Consider the following 19148-nt stretch of genomic DNA (forward strand, 5'->3'; position numbering starts at 1 on the left):
CGTTAAAAATTTGTCAATGAAAACGCCTTGAAAATGAAGCGGTAACACGAATCAAAAACTTCCAACTTCTAACTTCCAACTTCCAACTTCTGTTTATCTTTGCACACACTTCGACAAGCTCAGTGTTAATATGAATAACCCTAAATTATAAAAATGTCAAGACCAGTTAGAGTTCGTTTTGCTCCCAGTCCGACCGGACCATTGCACATTGGCGGCGTGAGAACAGCCTTGTTTAATTATTTATTTGCCAAAAAACACAACGGTGTATTCTATTTGAGAATTGAAGATACCGACCAAAATCGTTTTGTTCCCGGAGCGGAGCAATACATCTTTGAAGCCTTGGAATGGTTAGGTATTGCGCCAAGTGAAACCGTTGGGAAAAATGAAAAATTTGGTCCGTACCGTCAAAGCGAAAGAAAGCATTTGTACAAACAATACGCCGATCAGTTGGTGCATTCGGGTTGGGCTTATTATGCTTTTGACACTGCCGAAGCTTTAGACAATCAAAGAAAGCAACACGAAGCCGAAGGGAAAACCTTTATTTACAATTGGCACAACCGTGAAAAATTAGATACTTCTTTAGTCATTTCGGCAGCAGAAACCGAAAAAAGAATTGCCAATGGCGAAGCGTATGTGATTCGTTTTAAAACGCCGGTAAATGAAACTTTGCATTTACACGACATTATTCGCGGCGATTTGAAGTTTGAAACCAATTTATTAGACGATAAAGTACTGTTTAAGTCGGATGGTATGCCAACGTACCATTTAGCCAATATTGTAGACGACCATTTAATGGAAACTTCACACGTGATTCGCGGAGAAGAATGGTTGCCGAGTTTGCCTTTACACAGCTTATTGTATAAAGCCTTTGGTTGGGAAGCGCCTGAGTTTGCGCATTTACCATTGATTTTAAAACCCGTAGGGAACGGAAAATTATCCAAACGTGATGGCGATAAAATGGGCTTTCCGGTATTTCCGTTAGAATGGAAAAGCGAAGAAGGTATTTCCTCGGGTTACCGAGAAAAAGGATTTTTCCCGGAAGCAGTAGTGAACTTTTTAGCCTTATTAGGTTGGAACGACGGCACCGATCAGGAAATCTTTTCTTTAGAAGAATTGGCGCAAAAATTCGATTTGAATCGCGTACACAAAGCCGGAGCCAAATTTGATCCGGAGAAAAACAAATGGTTTAACCACCACTATTTACAACAACAAAGCAATGAACGTTTAGCGGAAGCTTTTGCGCCTATTTTAGCTGAAAAAAATATAGTTGTTGAAAAAGACAGGTTAATCAAAATAGTTTCTTCGATAAAAGAACGTGCCAACTTTGTCTCGGAGTTTTGGGATTTGGCCGATTATTTCTTTGTAGCGCCTACAGCTTATGATGAAAAAGCCGCTAAAAACTGTAAAGAAGATACGCCGCATTTGATGCAACAATTGATTTCGGTATTGGAAAATATAGGCGATTTTACCTCTATAAACATCGAAACCATTGTAAAAGATTGGATGACTAAAAACGAAATCGGTATGGGGAAAGTGATGCAACCCTTCCGTTTGAGTTTGGTTGGCGCGCTCAAAGGACCGCATCTTTTTGATATAGTGGAGTTGATTGGGAAAGAAGAAACCATCAACCGATTGGAAAAAGCGATAGCGACATTATAAAAAAGCCCCTAATTAGGGGCTTTTTTTAATCATCTATCTTTTTGGAGATGGATTTAAAATCTCCATCTTTGATATTATAAGACAATCCTGTTTTGGAGTTGTATAGTATCTCACCCGTTTTAGAATTGATTACAGAAATCAGTTTGTTGCCGTTGACTTGTACATAATTGAGAAAATAAATTTCTTGTCCGCTCGTCAACAATTCATTTAGTTTTTCTTCTGTTACAATTTCATAAGGAAATTTATAGTCTTCCAAAAGTTCACTTTCCTCTCTTTTTTTTCCTTCGGTTCTCGAAAAAGCGTTGTATTTTATGCCTATCGATTCGGGAATATAAAGCTTGTTGGTTTTCAAATTTTTTAGGCTTACCTTGTTGTAAAAATCATCATAACAATTGGTAAATCCGTTTGATTTCAATTTGTCATTAACAATTTTCAAATACGTTCTCAAATAACCTAAATCAAAATTCAAAAACAACCTCGGATTTACGGCAGCAACTTCTTTTTGTCTTTGATCAATATTTGGAGAAAAAAATATAGTAGCTAATTTGTATCCATCAAAAACATCTTTCCCTTTTTTATCTGTTTTTTTGTATTCAAAAACACTCAAATCCAAGGTATTAAATAGATAATCTACCGTGGCCCCGCTTTTAGTCGTTCTTGTATACTTCATCGATGATAATTTGAAGAAGGCATAATTCTTTGCACTATACTTCGCGTTGCGTTGCTCATCAGGCATCTCTTTGAACGTGTTTACCTCTACAATTTCAAAAGGTGTTATGTCCCAAACTTGAGCAATTACAGCAGCGTATTCTTCTTGGGAAAATGAGGAAGGTAAAATAAAAAGTGTTTTTTTGGTCTTTAATAAAGTAATAGCCTCGGGCTTGTTCTTATCGGGGCTTTCGTCAAACATTCTGTATTCACCTACCACAATTTGGGAATAGGCAGAAACAGATAAGCATAAAAATAACAATACTTTTTTCATTGGTTATGGTGTTTATAAGTTTATAATGACTTGCCCGTTAATACTCCCGAGATTTCCTTTAAATTTATCTCCATTGTTTAACGCTTGTAAAGCATCGTCTTTATTGAGCTTGTTTAAGATATTGGTAAAACCGTATTCGTAAAAAATCACGGCTCTGATGGTTCTGCTCCCTGCCGAACAACCCAAGTAAAAATTACCGCTTACCGGAGAAATATCCACAATTTGATTGGCCGCTAACAAGGTTCCTTTTAGGGTTTGGTTCTCTTCGGTTGGATCAACTTTGAGTTTGCCGTTGATTTGTAATACCGGACCAAAATCCAAAGAGACGTGGTCTTCTACCACATTGTAACTGAATAAAATTCGTACCTGAACGCCTTGAATATTGTACTTAATATCTTGGTTAAGCGATGATTTCAACGAAAAATTATTACTGAAAAACTGCATTCCGTAAATCATGCTCCAATTGTTGTAGTAATTCCCGCGTACCGAAAGTCCGCCGGCAAAACCTAACTCAGGTGAAGCGTCAAAATTGTTGGTGAATAAAGTAGTTTGTGAAATTCCGGCTGAAATGCCAATGCGGTTTCCGTCTTTGTTGCCATATTGTGCATAACCTAAAGTTGTGGCAAACAACAAAAGGGCGATAAGATTTTTGTTCATGAAATGATGACCTTTAATTTGTAACAAACATACATATATTTTCGTACAACCAATTTTAATCTCTAAAATTTACAACATTATGGAATTTATTATCATCCCAATTGTGATTGGTGTTCTTTTTCTGTTCTCTTGCTTTTTTACCGTAAAGCAACAAACGGCTGTAGTCGTAGAACGATTCGGTAAATTTTTGAGTATTCGTAATTCGGGTTTGCAACTTAAAATTCCGATTATTGACCGAATTGCCGGTCGTGTGAATTTGAGAATTCAACAATTGGATGTCATCATCGAAACCAAAACCAAAGACAACGTATTCGTGAAAATGAAAGTGTCGGTTCAGTTTAAAGTCATCCAAGAAAAAGTATACGAAGCGTTTTATAAATTGGAATATCCTCACGATCAAATCACCGCCTATGTGTTTGATGTAGTTCGTGCCGAGGTGCCGAAACTAAAATTAGACGATGTTTTTGAAAGAAAAGATGATATTGCCATTGCTGTAAAACGCGAATTAAACGAAGCGATGATGACCTACGGATACGACATCATCAATACCTTGGTTACCGATATCGATCCGGATATGCAAGTAAAAAATGCGATGAACCGAATCAACGCGGCTGATAGAGAAAAAACAGCGGCCGAATTTGAATCGGAAGCCCAAAGAATCCGTATTGTGGCCAAAGCTAAAGCGGAAGCCGAAAGCAAACGCTTACAAGGTCAGGGTATCGCCGACCAAAGAAGAGAAATTGCACGCGGTTTGGTAGAAAGTGTGGAAGTATTGAACAATGTAGGCATCAATTCGCAAGAAGCTTCAGCTTTGATTGTGGTAACGCAACACTATGATACTTTACAAGCCATTGGTGCCGATACCAACTCAAATTTAATCTTGTTACCGAATTCACCACAAGCCGGAAGCGATATGTTGAACAATATGGTGGCTAGTTTCACCGCCAGTAACCAAGTAGGTGAAGTGATGAAAAATGCTCCGAAACGCATTAAAAAGAAAAATGATCACACCTCAACCGATTACAATCCGTCGGATACATCCAATCCGGAAGAACCGACAAGTTAATATCAGATACTATCAAAAAAAGAGGCTTAATCGCCTCTTTTTCTGTTTATAAACCAACTGATAAGATAAGGTAATGCTATTTTTAGAATGCTACCCACAGTACCGGAAAACACTTTTTTGTACACTGCATAAAAACCCTGAACCGGTTCGGAAGGGAAAATACTTTCCTTAGTTTTCTCGTAACTGAGTATCATCTTTTGGAAATAGATTTCTTTTTCCAATTTCAGGATCTCTAAATCGTGCTCAATCTCGGCATAGGAAGAATATTTTTTAGGTTCCATAATTAGTCGTTAAAAAATATTTCGGAGAATTTTTCTAAAATAGGACCTTCCACTATTTTGTCTTTTACTAAAGTCAACAATACAGCCACTATGGCATAAATGCCGGCAACCGCCAAAAATCCGAGTGGATAACTGTCAAACCATTCCCCTAACGCCAAAGCACCGGCTATGGAAACAAACAGCAAAACAATCGTCAAGCACAATGCAATTAGTAGAAACTTAACCATCAAAGTTGTCGACTTCATGGCGACTTTAAAACCCCAAAGTTTATAGTAAGCCAAACTGGTTTCTATATACGCTTTGGCATTCTCCTGAATGTCTTCTACATTTTCTTTAAGTTCTTCAAAAGGCATTACTTCTGTAATTTGGCGTTTTGTTTTTTAAGCTCGGCTAATTTTTCTTCCAAAAAAGTAATGGCTTCTTCGGCTTTGTAACTCGATTTGGATAACAAATTTTCAACCGTTTCTTTTAACTCATCTTTGGTATACGAAAATTTCTCTTTAGCTTCTTCTTCGGCAGCATTGAATTTCGATTTTACTTCTTCTTTTAAGTCATCCAAACTATTTTTGATTTTTTCTCTTGTTTTCGAACCTTTATCGGGTGCAAACAAAATTCCGATACCTACTCCGATGGCAGCTCCGGCTAAAAGGGCCAAAATACTGTCGCTACTTCTTCCAGACATAATTTTGAAATTTTTAATTTGATTAAAATTACGAAATTTTTGTCGAAATGCCGTCAAGCAGCCGTTAAATGGCAAAAAATGATTTTAAAGCGCTATAAAAGAAGTTTACTTTTCGTGTTATAAAAAGACCTTAAGAACTTTTGAAAATCGAATAAAACCAAGATATGAAGGCCGATTTTAATTGGATTAAATTATAAATTTTATTAAAATAATAGGTTTTGTAAATAATAGAAAAAGCCCGCTATTATGCGAGCTTTTCATTTGTATTTTCTATACAGATTTTATTCTTTGCTTTCCACTTTGGCCCAAGTGTCACGTAAGCCAACCGTTTTGTTGAAAACCAGTTTTTCTGATGTCGAATCTTTATCGACACAAAAATAACCCAAACGTTGGAATTGAAATTGGTCTAAATTTTTAGCCGATTGCAAACTTGGTTCTACATAACCGGTAATCACTTCCAAGGAATTCGGATTGATGAATTCCTTAAAGTCGATTTCTTTATTACCATCCGGACTTTCATGGGTAAACAAGCGGTCGTACACACGAACTTCTGCCGAAATGGCATGTTGGATAGAAACCCAGTGAATGGTACCTTTTACTTTTCGTTGTGAGGCTTCGGTGCCGCTTCCGCTGCGGGAATCGGTATCGTAAGTACAATGAATTTCGGTAATATTCCCGTTTTCATCTTTGATAACACGTTCGCCTTTAATGATATAGGCATTTTTCAAACGTACTTCTGTTCCTAAAGTTAAACGGAAAAATTTCTTGTTGGCTTCTTCCTGAAAGTCTTCTCTTTCGATGTACAATTCCTTAGAAAATGGTACTTTTCTATACGTCATTACTTCTTCTTCGGGATTATTTTCAGCATCTAACCATTCTTCCTGACCATCAGGATAATTGGTAATCACCAATTTCACCGGATTCAAAACCGCCATGACACGTGGTGCCGTTTTGTTCAATTCTTCGCGAACGCAGAACTCTAATAAAGACACATCAATTAAATTATCGCGCTTGGCAATACCGATGGTTTTAGCAAAATTTCGGATAGCCATTGGCGGATAACCACGACGACGCATTCCCGAAATCGTACTCATTCGCGGATCATCCCAACCGGTAACATGTTTTTCTTCCACCAATTGCAATAATTTTCTTTTTGAAACTACGGTGTGCGATAAGTTTCTTCGGGCGAATTCTCTTTGCTTCGGACGCACTTTAGTCTCATCATAAACTTGGTCTAAAAACCAGTCGTATAACTCACGATGTGGTAAAAATTCGAGCGTACAAAACGAATGTGAAATCTGTTCTAAATAATCGCTTTCGCCGTGTGCCCAATCATACATTGGGTAAATACACCAATCATTTCCGGTGCGGTGGTGGTGTTTTTTTAAGATGCGATACATAATTGGGTCGCGCATCAACATATTCGGAGAAGTCATATCAATTTTAGCTCTCAAAATATGCGTTCCTTCTTCGAATTCGCCGTTTTTCATGCGTTCAAAAAGATCTAAATTCTCTGCTACCGATCGATCTCGGTAAGGAGAATTAGTGCCGACTTGCGTTGGCGTTCCTTTTTGTTTGGCCATTTCTTCTGAAGTTTGACTGTCTACATAAGCTTTTCCTTTCTTAATAAACTCAACAGCCCAATCGTATAATTGTTGGAAATAATCAGAAGCATAACATTCGTTAGCCCATTGATAGCCTAACCATTCAATATCTTTTTTAATGGCATCCACATATTCCTGTTCTTCTTTGGCCGGATTGGTATCATCAAAACGCAAATTCACAGGCGCCTGATAATCAATTCCTAAACCAAAGTTTAAACAAATCGCACTGGCATGACCTACGTGTAAGTACCCGTTAGGTTCCGGTGGAAAACGAAAACGAAGCTTGTTCGGAGCCAAACCGTTTTTCAAATCTTCTTCAATAATTTGTTCGAGGAAATTAAGTGACTTCTCTTCTGTAGACATTATTTTTGTAATTTTAGCAAAGATATTAAAAACGTTACGAGTTACAAGTTGCGGGTTGTAAGTTTGTTCAAATCCAAACCACTCGAAACCTATAACTCGAAACCCGAAACTTAACCAATGGGAACTATTAAATTACAAAATATCAGGACGTTTTCGTTTCACGGTTGTTTGGAAGAAGAAGCACGAATAGGTTCGGATTACCGTGTGGATTTGGAGATTAAAACTGATTTGCGAAAATCATCGCTTTCGGATGAATTGAAAGATACCGTAGATTATGTGCATTTGAATGCTATTGTAGAAGAAGAAATGGCTATTCGATCTAAATTATTAGAACATGTGGCCCATCGAATTGTGACTCGAATATTTAAAGAATTACCTTCTGTTTCCCGAATTGTACTGGCGGTTTCTAAACTCAATCCTCCTATTGGCGGTGATGTTGAAGCGGTTACCATTGAATTGGAAGAATACCGCAATTAAATTTCCGGTTACAAATTACAGAAAGAAAACTTTTTGCTTTTTGCCTTTTGCCTTTTAACTTTTTTAGTATATTTGCCGTCCAACGGGCATCGTGGCCGAGCGGCTAGGCACCGGTCTGCAAAACCGTATACTCCGGTTCGAATCCGGACGATGCCTCTGAAACCTTCAAGGAAACTTGGAGGTTTTTTTATTAGAAATTTTTAGAAAATTAATTCTCGTGTTCCAGCTTTTCAATAGCGGAGTTGACTATTTTTTGTTCTTTGGGAAACCAAGCTTGTGAGAGCAACACCACCCCGCAAATAATTAGTACAATACTGATTACTTTTTTAATCAACAAGATGTTTTTAGGATTGAGTTGATTGCGTAATTGCTTAGCCAACAATATTTTAAATAAATCGGTGATAAAGTAAACAATAATTAAAGTGGAGAAAAACGTAATCATACGGGAAGCTTTTAATTCTAATTGCGGACCAATGGTAATTAAAATAGCCAACCAAAATCCGAGCACTCCGATATTGATAAAATTCAAGAAAAAACCTTTGATAAACAGGGAAAAGTAATTGGTTTTAGCCAACTCTTTCGGATCGATTTCATCGATACTTTTTCGGGATTCTTTTTTGTTTTTGATAAACGAAATAATACCATAAGTAAGCATCACTAATCCACCGAAAATGAATAAAGCCGGATCGTCTTTAATACTTTGGATTAAGCGATAACTACTGAAAAAAGCAATAAGAATAAAGATAACATCCGCCAAAACAACGCCTAAATCAAACATTACCGCTGCTCTGAATCCTTTGATAACACTGGTTTCCAGCAATACAAAAAATACCGGACCAATCATAAAACTTAAGAAAAAACCAAGCGGAATGGCAGATAAAATATCGTTAAGGAAAATCATAAAGTTTGTTTTGACACTGCAATTTAGAACTAAATTTTAACAAACTAAAAAAAATCTACTTAGCTTCATGTATCGTTCCTCCGGCAACCACCTTCTGATTGATTTGTTTGGGTTTGCCGTAAATAGTGATATCACCGCCGGCACGTACTTTAGCATCTACGCTATCCGAAGCAAAAACATCAGCCATTCCACCGGCATTAGCGGTAACAGTAGTGAGTTTGGTTTTTAATTTATCAGCTTCATAAATACCGCCCGAATTCACTAAAACATCCTGATAATCAGAATTTCCTTCAACGGTAACTTTAGAACCGTTGGCTACTCTAACCGTTAATTTTTCAGTATCCACTTTAATTTTTATCTCTGACCCTTCTTTGGCGTTTACGTCAAAAGCTACTGATTGCAACACATCATCACAGGCAACTCGGGAACCTTCATTGGCTTCAACCGCGGTGATGCTTTTATAATAAACCGTAACCGAAATATGATCACCACCCAACAATTTAGTCAATGGCATTCTGATTTTTAACTCACCGTTTTTATTCACCAATTCAACTTCATTGGCTTCTTTTCCGTCTAAAATGACTTTGTTTTCATTGCTTTTAACCAACAAAACATCAATCTGATCAAAGGCAGTGACTTTGTTAAAATCACCCACCTTTTTTTCCACTTGTCCGTAAACTATGGCACTGAAAAACAATGCACTGTACACTACATTTTTCATACTATTCGTTTCTTCTTATAAAATGAAAATCCAATTGTTTCTTCACTAAATCGGCATTTTTAACTTTGACATACACTTCGTCGCCTAACTGCAATAAGGCTTTGGAAACCTGACCTACTAAAGCATACTGCTTTTCATCAAACACATAATAATCTTCCTTAATTTCCCGTATGCGAACCATACCTTCACACTTATTTTCGATAATTTCCACATAAATTCCCCATTCTGTTACACCGGAAATTACACCTAAAAACTCCTGATCTTTATGGTCTTGCATGTATTTCACCTGCATGTATTTCACCGAATCTCTTTCAGCCTGAGCCGCTAAAGCTTCCATATCGCTGGAATGCGCACATTTGGCTTCGTAATCTTCCTGATTGACACTTTTACCGCCGTCTAAATAATGTTGTAACAATCGGTGCGCCATCACATCGGGATAACGACGAATAGGCGAGGTAAAATGACTGTAGAAATCAAATGCTAATCCGTAATGACCAATATTTTCGGTAGAATACACCGCTTTACTCATGCTTCGAATGGTAAGTGTATCGACTAAGTTTTGCTCTTTTTTACCGTTGACTTCATTGAGTAAATTATTCAAGGATTTCGAAATGTCTTGTTTCGATTTCATGTTAATCGTATAACCGAATTTAGAAATCACGGTTTGTAAATTAATCAACTTGTCTTCATTCGGTTCATCGTGAATTCGGTATACAAAGGTTTTCTTTTGTTTTCCTATAAATTCCGCTACTTTTCGGTTGGCCAGCAACATGAATTCTTCAATCAAATGATTGGCATCTTTCGAAATTTTAAAGAACACGCCCACCGGTTCAGCGGCTTCGTTTAAGTTGAATTTTACTTCCACTTTATCAAAGGATATCGCTCCGGCAGCCATTCGTTTCCGGCGTAAAATTTTAGCTAATTCATCTAATTTCAACGTCGCTTCCACTATGGGTTTCGGGGCATGATAGGCTGTTCCGGTTAAAGAAACTTCGGCCGGAATTAAATCGGATTTTGTCTCAATAATACTTTGCGCTTCTTCATAAGCAAATCGCTGATCGGAATAAATAACCGTTCGGCCAAACCATTGGTTCACTACTTCAGCTTTCGGTGTCAATTCAAAAACCGCCGAAAACGTATATTTTTCTTCGTTAGGTCGCAAGGAACAAGCAAAATTCGATAATACTTCGGGAAGCATTGGTACTACACGGTCAACTAAATAGACTGAAGTTGCTCTGTTGTAAGCCTCATCATCTAAAATAGTACCTTCTTTTACGTAATGCGACACATCGGCAATATGCACACCGATTTCATAATTTCCGTTTTCTAACACTTGGAACGACAACGCATCGTCAAAGTCTTTGGCATCTTTCGGGTCGATGGTAAAAGTTAAAACCTTACGCATATCGCGACGCTTAGCGATTTCTTCTTTCGTAATGGAAGTATCTATTTTATTAGCAAAAGCTTCTACTTCGATTGGGAAATCATACGGTAAACCGTATTCGGCTAAAATGGCGTGAATCTCGGTATTGTGTTCGCCCGGTTTTCCCAGTACTTTAATCACTGAACCAAAAGGCGAATCGGCTTTAGCCGGCCAATCTTCGAGTTTTACCAAGACAACATCGCCGTGTTGTGCATCGCCTAATTTGTTTTTAGGTACAAAAATATCGGTGTACATTTTGGCATTGGCTGTGGTGACAAAACCAAAATTCTTCTGAATATCAATCACGCCTACAAATTCTTCTTTGTGGCGTTCTAAAATTTCCAATACTTCGGCTTCGGGTTTTCTCGAACTTCTTCGGTCGTACACATACGCTTTTACCGTATCACCATCTAAAGCATGATTCAGGTTCACAAACGGGACAAAGACATCGTGCTCTAATTCGTCACAAACAAAATAAGCGGTTTTGCGCGACGTCATATCAATCGTTCCTTCGTAGTATTTTTGGCTACTGGCTTTCACCAAATACTTTCCGGGTTCCGATTCGATAATCAATTTTTGAGCCGCCAGAACTTTTAAATCTTTGATAATTTCATTCCGACTTTTAGTATCGTCGAGTTCCAGTATTGCTGCTATTTGTTTGTAATTGAATGGTTTATTGGGATTTTTAGACAGTATTTTAAAAATCTTTTCGGAAAAGGTTTTAACTTTCTTTCCGAACTTTTTGGGTTTCTTACTCATTTATCTTTTCTAATTAATGTTGAAAATTACGAAATAGTTACTAGTTATACGTATAAGTTAGGCGTTTTAATATAAATCTAACATTCACTACCTTTATGCAAACTCGAAAAAATGACTGAATTCGTAACAATCGCGATTTTTAATTTTGCCCATGAAATTACCATTTTAAAATCGATTTTAGACCGAGAAGGCATTCCGTATTTATTTCAAAATGAGAATTTAGTTTCTATTGATCCGTTGGCTTCAATTGCCTACGGCGGTATCCAACTTAAAGTACATCCAAACGATTTCGAAAAGGTACAAACCATTTTAGATAATCTGAACAACAATTTAAAAATTGTGTAAAAACCAAAGTTTTCAACAGTATCTAAAAACAAAAAAAAGAATTTTTTTAAAATTTAAATTTTATAATGGTTATTATGGGGTGTTAATTGTGCGAATAACTTTTGAGTATTTTGTTTTTTAAAAAAGTTATCCTGATTTATACATAGAAATTAACAATGTTATTGAAATCTAATGTTCTTGAAATGAGTTAAAATTTGGTTTTTATTAACAGTTGTTAACAGCCAAAAAACACTGTAAATTTTTAATAAGTTTTAAGGTTGATAATTGTTGAAAACCTACTTTTTTTTGCTGATAATTTTTCTAAAAAAAGCCAAAACTAAATTTGATTTTTTCATTTCAATTTTTGATTAGAAAAAAAAGAAATACAACTTTAAAAAACTTCTGATTTTCTTTCCAAAGTTGTTAACATTTAGTGTTAATTTAAAGTTAACTGATTATCAGATAATTGCAAATCATTGTCAACATACTATTATTTTAACAATTATATTGAAATTTACCCAATGATTTTCAATTAGTTGTACAATTATCTTAAAATATAATTTTGCTTGATTTTTAAAAATCAAGTAGTTACAATTAAGTAAGCATGCAAACGATACTTTATGTAAATTTGTATAACTATAAACACAATATTCCTCATGAAAATCTCCATCGGAAACGACCACGCCGGACCGGATTATAAAAATGCCATTGTGGCTTATTTAGAACAAAAAGGACATCAAGTAATCAACCACGGAACCAATACATTTGACAGTGTGGATTATCCCGACTTTGGGCATCCTGTAGCCATAGATGTAGCATCCGGTAAAGCCGATTTCGGCATTGTAATTTGCGGTTCCGGTAACGGAATCAATATGACGGTAAACAAACACCAAAGCATTCGCTCGGCTTTGTGTTGGATGAAAGAAATTGCGGCTTTGGCGCGTCAGCATAATGATGCCAATATTATTAGTATTCCGGCACGATACACCTCCATTCAACAAGCGGTTGAAATGGTGGATACTTTTTTGAACACCGATTTTGAGGGAGGAAGACATGCCAACAGAGTTCATAAAATAGCCTGTCCGTAATTTATGTATCCTAAAACCGCTATAGAGTATAATAATGTAGGCCGAAAAACAGCCTTAGCGACTTTCCTGATCGGGAGCTTGATTGTGGCGCTTTATTATTTTACAACCTATAGCGGTGTGATTTACATTAGTCTTTTCTATATGATTTCTTTTTTTCTTTTAAACAGTATCGTTTCTATATCTCTGATTCTGTTTTTACTCAAGAATAAAAAAGAAAAAAAATCAATTTTAGTGACCCTTTTTCTAATGTCACTTAATTTGCCCATAGGATATGTTTATTTGCAGTTAGGATTTAAAATTTATGCCCATACCAATATTTAAAAAATGAGCGAAATACACATCCACAAACATGAGGTAAAGGGAAAGAATTTAGCGGTTTCTATACTTTTAAACTTAGTAATAACCATTGCTCAAGTGGTGGGAGGTATTATTTCGGGAAGCCTGTCTTTGATATCGGATGCTTTGCATAATTTTTCGGATGTTCTTTCGTTGGTTTTTAGCTATGTAGCGCATAAATTATCTCGCAGAAAAGCCTCTATTAAAAACACCTTTGGTTTTAAAAGAGCTGAATTAATCGCTGCCTTTGTCAATGCTTCCACCTTGGTTATTGTGGCTTTTATTCTCATTTACGGTGCAGTCGAACGATTTTTCAATCCACATCCTATTGAATCGGATTTGGTAATTTGGTTGGCATTATTAGGAATTATTGTCAACGGTCTTTCGGTTGTTTTTCTGCGAAAAGATGCGGAACACAATCTCAATATGAAATCGGCCTATTTTCATTTGTTAACCGATATGATGGCTTCTGTAGCGGTTTTATCCGGTGGTTTGTTGATGAAATTTTTCGGCTGGTTTTGGGTCGACGGTGTCATGACCATTGCTATAGCCATATATCTGATTTTTGTTGGTTTAAAATTGTTGATGGAATCAACCAAAATGCTCATGCTTTTTACCCCCGATTTTATAGATATCAAGGATTTAGTTCGCGAGGTGCATAAAATTCCGGGAGTGAACAAATTTCATCATATTCATGTATGGCATCTCAACGATGAAGAGTTGCATTTAGAAGCCCATTTGGATTGTTCTGAAGACATCAGAATGAGTGAGTTCAACAACCTATTACGCGAAATTGAACAGGTGCTTTTTCATCAATTCCATATCAACCATATCAATATTCAGCCCGAGTTTAAGAAAGATGATTCAAAAGACTTTATCGTTCAGGACTAATGAATTCACTCGACCTACATACCATTCAAGCTATTGTTAAAAAGCGAAATCCCAACGCGAATAAAAGTCATCACGGCCACGCTTTACTCGTCGCCGGTAGCAAAGCCAAAATGGGCGCCGCTATTATTGCAGCCAAAGCCTGTTTAAGAAGCGGCGCCGGTTTGGTTACCCTCAACATTTCCAGAAAAGAACGCCAAGCGGTTTTTGCCGCAATTCCCGAAGCCATGATTGCCTTCAGAGAAGAAGACCATTCGTTGGAAAAGCATACCGCTTTTGGCATCGGACCGGGTTTAGGAACCGATAAGTCGGCCGAACGGAAAGTGGCGTCACTTTTGGAAAACATTAAGCTACCGATAGTTTTAGATGCCGATGCACTGACGGTTTTAGCCAACAATCCGAAACTATTCACCAAAATCCCACCCAATTCCATCGTAACACCGCACGAAAAAGAATTCGACCGTATGTTCGGTCAACATGCGAATAACCCTGACAGACGGCAAACGGCTATCCAAAAAGCAACCGAATTCCAGTTGGTTATTGTTTTAAAAAGCAGTCAAACGTTCATCACAAACGGGAGCCAAAATTTTCTAAACACTACCGGCAATGCCGGCCTAGCCAAAGGCGGTTCGGGCGATGCGTTGACCGGAATGATTACGGCTTTTACAGCTCAAGGCTACGAACCCTTACAAGCCGCTTGTTTGGGTGTTTTTCTCCACGGATTGGCGGCCGATATTACCCTGGAAACGCAAAGCGAGGAAAGCATGCTCATTTCGGATGTGATTGAAAATATCGGAAAGGCATTTCGGAAAATAGAGATTAAAGATGAAGGGCTTTCCAAAAAAGGATAAAACTTCCCACCATAAAAACGAAAACCGGAATACCGACAAAGAGGTTTAAATTTCGCTTTAGTGTCAGGGATTTTCGGTGAAACAAATAACTTTCACCCAACAAAAAAAACGACCATAAAAATAAGCCCGTGTAAATACTCAAAGCATAGGCAAGATAAAACTCCTCAAAATCAAGGAAGAAAAAGATACTGCCCATACAAAGTAGCACCAACAGCAGAATTCGCAGGAAAAAATATTTTATCATTGCATTGATTTAGCCCAAAAATACAAAAATGACCCAGATTCAATTCATCCAAAATCATATTTCGGCTTCACCCAAAAGTATCGAAGCCACGTTGCAATTATTATCCGAAGATTGCACCATTCCTTTTATTTCGCGTTACCGAAAAGACCAAACCGGAAATTTAGACGAAACCGTTATCGAACAAATTGCCAAATTGTCCAAACAGTTCGACGATATCAACAAGCGCAAAGAAAGTGTTCTGAAATCGATAGAAGAACAAGGGCAACTGACGGCGGATTTAAAAACCAAAATTGAAAACAGCTTCGATTTACAAGAAATAGAAGATTGGTATTTACCCTATAAAAAGAGGAAAAAAACCCGTGCTGATGTGGCTCGTGAAAATGGTTTGGAACCGTTAGCCAAAATTATTATGGCGCAAAATTCCGACGATATTGAGTTTGTCGCTTCCCAATATATAAACGCCAAAGTATCCAATGAAGATGAAGCGCTGCAAGGCGCACGCGACATCATAGCGGAATGGATTAACGAAAACAGCTTTATCCGTAAAAACCTGCGTCGAATGTTCCAGAGAAAAGCGGTCATAGAAACCAAAGTGGTCAAAACCAAAAAAGACGACGAAGCGGCTCAAAAATTTGCCCAGTATTTCGATTGGGCCGAACCCATTGCCAAAGCACCATCGCACCGCTTATTAGCCATGCTTCGTGCCGAAGCTGAAGGGTATGTGAAATTAAATGTCGCTTTAGATTCTAATGAAGAAGCCATCGAATTCATCGAAAACAATACCATCAAAAACAATCGCGAAACAGCAAATCAATTGCGCTTAGCCATAAAAGACAGTTACAAACGCTTGCTCGAACCGGCCATTGCCAACGAAACCCTTCAGGAAGCCAAAGCCAAAGCCGACAGCAAAGCCATCGAAGTATTTGCCAGCAATTTGAGTCAATTGCTCTTAGCACCGCCATTGGGAGAAAAGCGAATCTTAGCCATCGATCCGGGCTATCGCAGCGGCTGTAAAGTGGTTTGCCTCGACGAAAAAGGCGACTTGCTCTACAACGAAACCATCTATCCGCATCAACCACAAAACGAAACGGCTATGGCGATGAAAAAAATTAAATCGATGGTCAACGCCTACAATATCGAAGCCATTTCCATCGGAAACGGAACCGCCAGTCGCGAAACCGAATTCTTCATCAAAAAAATTGCGTTTGATAAGCCGGTACAGGTTTTTGTGGTTTCCGAAGCCGGTGCTTCGGTGTATTCGGCCAGCAAAATTGCCCGCGACGAATTCCCTAATTTCGACGTTACCGTGCGCGGTTCGGTTTCTATCGGCAGACGCCTTTCCGATCCGTTGGCCGAGCTGGTGAAAATCGACCCGAAATCCATCGGTGTCGGCCAATACCAACACGATGTCGACCAAACCAAACTCAAAGAGGAACTCGACACCGTAGTGGTGCGCTGCGTGAATTCGGTCGGCATCAACATCAACACCGCCAGTAAATCGCTCTTAAGTTATGTCTCGGGAATCGGTGAAAAAATGGCCGAAAATATTGTTGCCTATCGCACGGAAAACGGTCCGTTCGAAGACCGAAAACAGCTCAAAAAAGTACCGCGTTTAGGCGATAAAGCATTCCAACAAGCCGCGGCTTTTATCCGAATCAAAGACGGCAAAAATCCGCTGGACAATTCGGCCGTACATCCGGAAGCCTATGCCGTAGTTGAAAAAATGGCGAAAGATGTCGGACTGAAAACAGCGGAACTAATCGGAAAAAAAGACAAAATCGCCTTAATCAAACCTGAAAATTACATGACCAACGACATCGGAATTTTGGCCATTAAAGACATTTTAAAGGAGTTGGAAAAGCCCGGACTCGACCCGAGAAAGGCGGCCAAAATCTTCGAATTCGACCCGAATGTCAAAACCATCAAAGATTTGCGTTCCGGCATGATTTTACCCGGAATTGTCAACAATATCACGGCTTTCGGTTGTTTTGTCGACATCGGCATCAAGGAAAGCGGTTTGGTACACATTTCCCAACTCAAAGCCGGGTTTGTGTCCGATGTAAACGAAGTGGTCAAGTTGCACCAACACGTGCAAGTTAAAGTGGTCGAGGTAGACGAAGACCGAAAACGCATTCAATTGACCATGATTTTGTAGGAGCTAATCCCGCTTTCCATGACAATCGGGGCTAAAAAAAATCCCAAACACGAGTATTATATTCGTGTTTGGGATAGTACTATCGGAACAGGAAAGCGTTTATTCTTTCGTAGTTTCTTCTTCTTTTTTAGAATTTGCCGGTTGTTCTCCTTTTGAAGCGTCCTTAAATTCTTTAACTCCGGCACCAAGACCTTTCATTAATTCAGGAATTTTTTTACCTCCAAAAAGTAATAAAATAACAACTAAAATTACAATCCATTCGGTTGCACCCATTCTTCCCATGATATATAAAATTTTTGCTTTTGCGAATTAGTATTAATCGACCACAAATGTATGAAGAAAATAAACACCGCTCTTCATTTTACCACAATATTTACAGTCAAATATCGTTAAACTTTATGAATCCTTTAGCAATTATAATTTCTATATTTGTGATATAATCCTTGAAGATGTCCGAAAAAAGACTAAAACGCAAAAAAATAAAGAAGAAACTCTTCACCAAAAACCGCTTGGTGATTTTAAATGAGGAAACCTTTGAAGAAGTTTTTTCATTGCGTTTAACGCTTATGAATGTCTTTGTGGTCGCCACTATCGGAGCCTTACTCATTATTTTTGTTACCACCTACATCATTGCTTTTACGCCATTACGCGAGTACATTCCGGGTTATGCTTCCACCAAGTTAAAAAGAGATGCTACCGAACTGGCCTTGAAATCCGATTCGTTGTCCTTGGCGTTAAAAAAGAATGAAGCGTATATTGCTTCCATAAAACGCGTCCTGAGCGGCGATTTGGATTATGCCAAATTCAGCAAAGATTCGATTACGGCGACCAACATGGAAACCATAGCCGAGGAAGACTTACAACCGACCAAAGCCGATTTGAAACTTCGAGAGGAAGTTGCACGAGAAGACAAATACAACCTGTTTGAAAAAGCCAAACCGAAAGTAAGTGCGGTACTCTTTCCGCCGGCCAAAGGAATGGTGACCGAAAAATTCAACCCAAAAGAAAAGCATTTCGCCGTTGATGTGGCGTTGGCCAAAAACACGCCCATCAAATCGGTATTGAGCGGCAACGTCATTTTTGCCGATTGGACACCGACCACCGGAAACGTAATCATCATCCGTCATAATAACGGCTTTATATCGGCATACAAACACGCAGCCTCCTTAACTAAAGAACAAGGCGATGCGGTGCGAACCGGAGAAGTCATTGCGTTAGCAGGTTCAACCGGACAAGAGTCCACCGGAGTGCATTTGCATTTTGAGTTGTGGAAAGACGGCTATCCTATTGACCCAACCATTTTTATCGAATTTGAATAGCATGGAAGATTTTTTAATTCTCATAGTCGAAAAACTCTTTTTTATGCCTTTTTTAATTGGGGTAATTTTTGTGATTACGGCACTCATTTCACTCCGTTTTCCGCCCAAAAAAATCAACTATTTATACGGCTACAGAACCGGAAATTCTATGAAAAACCAACAGGTTTGGAATTTCGCTCAAAAATATTCTTCCATTAAAATGCTGCAAAGCGGCTTTTTCCTGGTGGTCGTTTCGTTTCTGGGACTGGTTTTTCACCCCGATGAAAAACTACAGGTCATCATCGGAATAGCGCTGTCGGCATTGGTTTGTGTCTATTTGTTTTGGAGTACCGAAAGAGCGATTAAAAAGAATTTTCCAAACGAATAAT

Annotated in this window: 21 protein-coding genes and 1 tRNA gene; 12 read left to right on the forward strand and 10 right to left on the reverse strand. The window is 38.1% G+C overall.

Going from position 1 to position 19148, the window contains the following annotated elements:
• Positions 1–153: 153 nt before the first annotated feature.
• A complete protein-coding gene (gltX, locus tag QHT84_RS01485) occupies positions 154–1659 on the forward strand; it encodes a glutamate--tRNA ligase (RefSeq protein WP_283237765.1) in 1506 nt (501 codons plus the stop codon).
• 25 nt (positions 1660–1684) lie between these two features.
• Here the strand turns inward: gltX and QHT84_RS01490 are convergent, their stop codons facing one another.
• Positions 1685–2641, reverse strand: a complete 957-nt coding sequence (locus QHT84_RS01490; protein ID WP_283237766.1) for a hypothetical protein — start codon at positions 2639–2641, stop codon at positions 1685–1687.
• Between the two features lie 12 nt (positions 2642–2653).
• Positions 2654–3325, reverse strand: a complete 672-nt coding sequence (locus QHT84_RS01495; RefSeq protein WP_283237767.1) for a PorT family protein — start codon at positions 3323–3325, stop codon at positions 2654–2656.
• Between the two features lie 52 nt (positions 3326–3377).
• Here QHT84_RS01495 and QHT84_RS01500 point away from each other — a divergent pair, with 52 nt between their 5' ends.
• Positions 3378–4364 (forward strand): SPFH domain-containing protein, encoded by a 987-nt coding sequence (locus tag QHT84_RS01500; protein WP_283237768.1) that lies wholly within the window; start codon positions 3378–3380, stop codon positions 4362–4364.
• 26 nt (positions 4365–4390) lie between these two features.
• Here the strand turns inward: QHT84_RS01500 and QHT84_RS01505 are convergent, their stop codons facing one another.
• From QHT84_RS01505 to QHT84_RS01520, 4 genes are all read right to left on the reverse strand, one after another.
• Positions 4391–4645 carry a DUF6327 family protein gene (locus tag QHT84_RS01505; protein ID WP_283237769.1) on the reverse strand — a complete coding sequence of 85 codons (255 nt, stop codon included), beginning with the start codon at positions 4643–4645 and terminating at the stop codon, positions 4391–4393.
• A 2-nt stretch (positions 4646–4647) separates the two neighbouring features.
• Entirely contained in the window at positions 4648–4998 is a 351-nt protein-coding gene (locus QHT84_RS01510; RefSeq protein ID WP_283237770.1) for a competence protein, read from the reverse strand.
• Positions 4998–5327: a YtxH domain-containing protein gene (locus QHT84_RS01515; protein ID WP_283237771.1), complete on the reverse strand. Its 330-nt coding sequence runs from the start codon at positions 5325–5327 to the stop codon at positions 4998–5000. Before QHT84_RS01515 ends, QHT84_RS01510 begins: the two co-directional genes overlap by 1 nt.
• Positions 5328–5608: 281 nt before the next feature.
• Positions 5609–7294 (reverse strand): glutamine--tRNA ligase/YqeY domain fusion protein, encoded by a 1686-nt coding sequence (locus QHT84_RS01520; protein ID WP_283237772.1) that lies wholly within the window; start codon positions 7292–7294, stop codon positions 5609–5611.
• A gap of 117 nt (positions 7295–7411) precedes the next feature.
• On the opposite strand from QHT84_RS01520, the gene folB reads away from it, so the two are divergent.
• Both folB and QHT84_RS01530 read left to right on the forward strand, forming a co-directional pair.
• Positions 7412–7771, forward strand: coding sequence for a dihydroneopterin aldolase (gene folB, locus QHT84_RS01525; protein ID WP_283237773.1), 360 nt, complete (start codon positions 7412–7414; stop codon positions 7769–7771).
• Positions 7772–7856: 85 nt separating this feature from the next.
• Positions 7857–7927 (forward strand) — tRNA-Cys (locus tag QHT84_RS01530).
• A gap of 52 nt (positions 7928–7979) precedes the next feature.
• Here the strand turns inward: QHT84_RS01530 and QHT84_RS01535 are convergent.
• Genes QHT84_RS01535 through rnr form a run of 3 tightly spaced genes read right to left on the reverse strand, consistent with a single transcriptional unit; the run spans position 7980 to position 11575 of the window.
• Positions 7980–8672 carry a LysE family translocator gene (locus tag QHT84_RS01535; protein ID WP_283237774.1) on the reverse strand — a complete coding sequence of 231 codons (693 nt, stop codon included), beginning with the start codon at positions 8670–8672 and terminating at the stop codon, positions 7980–7982.
• A gap of 55 nt (positions 8673–8727) precedes the next feature.
• The gene (locus QHT84_RS01540; RefSeq protein ID WP_283237775.1) at positions 8728–9393 is read right to left on the reverse strand and encodes a head GIN domain-containing protein; all 666 of its coding nucleotides are present in this window, start codon (positions 9391–9393) and stop codon (positions 8728–8730) included.
• 1 nt (position 9394) lies between these two features.
• A complete protein-coding gene (rnr, locus tag QHT84_RS01545) occupies positions 9395–11575 on the reverse strand; it encodes a ribonuclease R (RefSeq protein ID WP_283237776.1) in 2181 nt (726 codons plus the stop codon).
• Positions 11576–11686: 111 nt separating this feature from the next.
• On the opposite strand from rnr, the gene QHT84_RS01550 reads away from it, so the two are divergent.
• From QHT84_RS01550 to QHT84_RS01575, 6 genes are all read left to right on the forward strand, one after another.
• Positions 11687–11920: a putative signal transducing protein gene (locus tag QHT84_RS01550; protein ID WP_283237777.1), complete on the forward strand. Its 234-nt coding sequence runs from the start codon at positions 11687–11689 to the stop codon at positions 11918–11920.
• Between the two features lie 635 nt (positions 11921–12555).
• Positions 12556–12987 carry a ribose 5-phosphate isomerase B gene (gene rpiB, locus QHT84_RS01555; RefSeq protein WP_283237778.1) on the forward strand — a complete coding sequence of 144 codons (432 nt, stop codon included), beginning with the start codon at positions 12556–12558 and terminating at the stop codon, positions 12985–12987.
• A 3-nt stretch (positions 12988–12990) separates the two neighbouring features.
• Positions 12991–13308, forward strand: a complete 318-nt coding sequence (locus QHT84_RS01560) for a hypothetical protein (protein ID WP_283237779.1) — start codon at positions 12991–12993, stop codon at positions 13306–13308.
• 3 nt (positions 13309–13311) lie between these two features.
• The gene (locus QHT84_RS01565; RefSeq protein ID WP_283237780.1) at positions 13312–14214 is read left to right on the forward strand and encodes a cation diffusion facilitator family transporter; all 903 of its coding nucleotides are present in this window, start codon (positions 13312–13314) and stop codon (positions 14212–14214) included.
• Complete coding sequence (locus QHT84_RS01570) at positions 14214–15062, forward strand: NAD(P)H-hydrate dehydratase (protein WP_283237781.1); 849 nt, start codon at positions 14214–14216, stop codon at positions 15060–15062. The genes QHT84_RS01565 and QHT84_RS01570 overlap by 1 nt, the downstream gene beginning before the upstream one ends.
• Positions 15063–15334: 272 nt before the next feature.
• Positions 15335–17461 carry a Tex family protein gene (locus tag QHT84_RS01575; RefSeq protein WP_283237782.1) on the forward strand — a complete coding sequence of 709 codons (2127 nt, stop codon included), beginning with the start codon at positions 15335–15337 and terminating at the stop codon, positions 17459–17461.
• A 99-nt stretch (positions 17462–17560) separates the two neighbouring features.
• Here QHT84_RS01575 and tatA read toward each other — a convergent pair whose 3' ends face one another.
• Positions 17561–17743 carry a twin-arginine translocase TatA/TatE family subunit gene (gene tatA, locus QHT84_RS01580; protein WP_283237783.1) on the reverse strand — a complete coding sequence of 61 codons (183 nt, stop codon included), beginning with the start codon at positions 17741–17743 and terminating at the stop codon, positions 17561–17563.
• Between the two features lie 167 nt (positions 17744–17910).
• Between tatA and QHT84_RS01585 the strand changes: the two genes are divergently transcribed.
• Both QHT84_RS01585 and QHT84_RS01590 read left to right on the forward strand, forming a co-directional pair.
• The gene (locus QHT84_RS01585; RefSeq protein WP_283237784.1) at positions 17911–18780 is read left to right on the forward strand and encodes a M23 family metallopeptidase; all 870 of its coding nucleotides are present in this window, start codon (positions 17911–17913) and stop codon (positions 18778–18780) included.
• Positions 18781–18823: 43 nt separating this feature from the next.
• Positions 18824–19147 carry an SdpI family protein gene (locus QHT84_RS01590; protein WP_283237785.1) on the forward strand — a complete coding sequence of 108 codons (324 nt, stop codon included), beginning with the start codon at positions 18824–18826 and terminating at the stop codon, positions 19145–19147.
• Position 19148 lies beyond the last annotated feature (1 nt).

This window comes from Flavobacterium sedimenticola, from assembly GCF_030053345.1.
Classification (GTDB): Bacteria; Bacteroidota; Bacteroidia; order Flavobacteriales; family Flavobacteriaceae; genus Flavobacterium; species Flavobacterium sedimenticola.

Excerpts from the sequence above, each read along its gene's own strand:
- gltX (WP_283237765.1), top strand. The coding sequence starts at position 154 with ATGTCAAGACCAGTTAGAGTTCGTTTTGCTCCCAGTCCGACCGGACCA.
- QHT84_RS01490 (WP_283237766.1), bottom strand. The coding sequence starts at position 2,641 with ATGAAAAAAGTATTGTTATTTTTATGCTTATCTGTTTCTGCCTATTCC.
- QHT84_RS01500 (WP_283237768.1), top strand. The coding sequence starts at position 3,378 with ATGGAATTTATTATCATCCCAATTGTGATTGGTGTTCTTTTTCTGTTC.
- QHT84_RS01505 (WP_283237769.1), bottom strand. The coding sequence starts at position 4,645 with ATGGAACCTAAAAAATATTCTTCCTATGCCGAGATTGAGCACGATTTA.
- QHT84_RS01510 (WP_283237770.1), bottom strand. The coding sequence starts at position 4,998 with ATGCCTTTTGAAGAACTTAAAGAAAATGTAGAAGACATTCAGGAGAAT.
- QHT84_RS01515 (WP_283237771.1), bottom strand. The coding sequence starts at position 5,327 with ATGTCTGGAAGAAGTAGCGACAGTATTTTGGCCCTTTTAGCCGGAGCT.
- QHT84_RS01520 (WP_283237772.1), bottom strand. The coding sequence starts at position 7,294 with ATGTCTACAGAAGAGAAGTCACTTAATTTCCTCGAACAAATTATTGAA.
- folB (WP_283237773.1), top strand. The coding sequence starts at position 7,412 with ATGGGAACTATTAAATTACAAAATATCAGGACGTTTTCGTTTCACGGT.
- QHT84_RS01535 (WP_283237774.1), bottom strand. The coding sequence starts at position 8,672 with ATGATTTTCCTTAACGATATTTTATCTGCCATTCCGCTTGGTTTTTTC.
- QHT84_RS01540 (WP_283237775.1), bottom strand. The coding sequence starts at position 9,393 with ATGAAAAATGTAGTGTACAGTGCATTGTTTTTCAGTGCCATAGTTTAC.
- rnr (WP_283237776.1), bottom strand. The coding sequence starts at position 11,575 with ATGAGTAAGAAACCCAAAAAGTTCGGAAAGAAAGTTAAAACCTTTTCC.
- QHT84_RS01550 (WP_283237777.1), top strand. The coding sequence starts at position 11,687 with ATGACTGAATTCGTAACAATCGCGATTTTTAATTTTGCCCATGAAATT.
- rpiB (WP_283237778.1), top strand. The coding sequence starts at position 12,556 with ATGAAAATCTCCATCGGAAACGACCACGCCGGACCGGATTATAAAAAT.
- QHT84_RS01560 (WP_283237779.1), top strand. The coding sequence starts at position 12,991 with ATGTATCCTAAAACCGCTATAGAGTATAATAATGTAGGCCGAAAAACA.
- QHT84_RS01565 (WP_283237780.1), top strand. The coding sequence starts at position 13,312 with ATGAGCGAAATACACATCCACAAACATGAGGTAAAGGGAAAGAATTTA.
- QHT84_RS01570 (WP_283237781.1), top strand. The coding sequence starts at position 14,214 with ATGAATTCACTCGACCTACATACCATTCAAGCTATTGTTAAAAAGCGA.
- QHT84_RS01575 (WP_283237782.1), top strand. The coding sequence starts at position 15,335 with ATGACCCAGATTCAATTCATCCAAAATCATATTTCGGCTTCACCCAAA.
- tatA (WP_283237783.1), bottom strand. The coding sequence starts at position 17,743 with ATGGGAAGAATGGGTGCAACCGAATGGATTGTAATTTTAGTTGTTATT.
- QHT84_RS01585 (WP_283237784.1), top strand. The coding sequence starts at position 17,911 with ATGTCCGAAAAAAGACTAAAACGCAAAAAAATAAAGAAGAAACTCTTC.
- QHT84_RS01590 (WP_283237785.1), top strand. The coding sequence starts at position 18,824 with ATGCCTTTTTTAATTGGGGTAATTTTTGTGATTACGGCACTCATTTCA.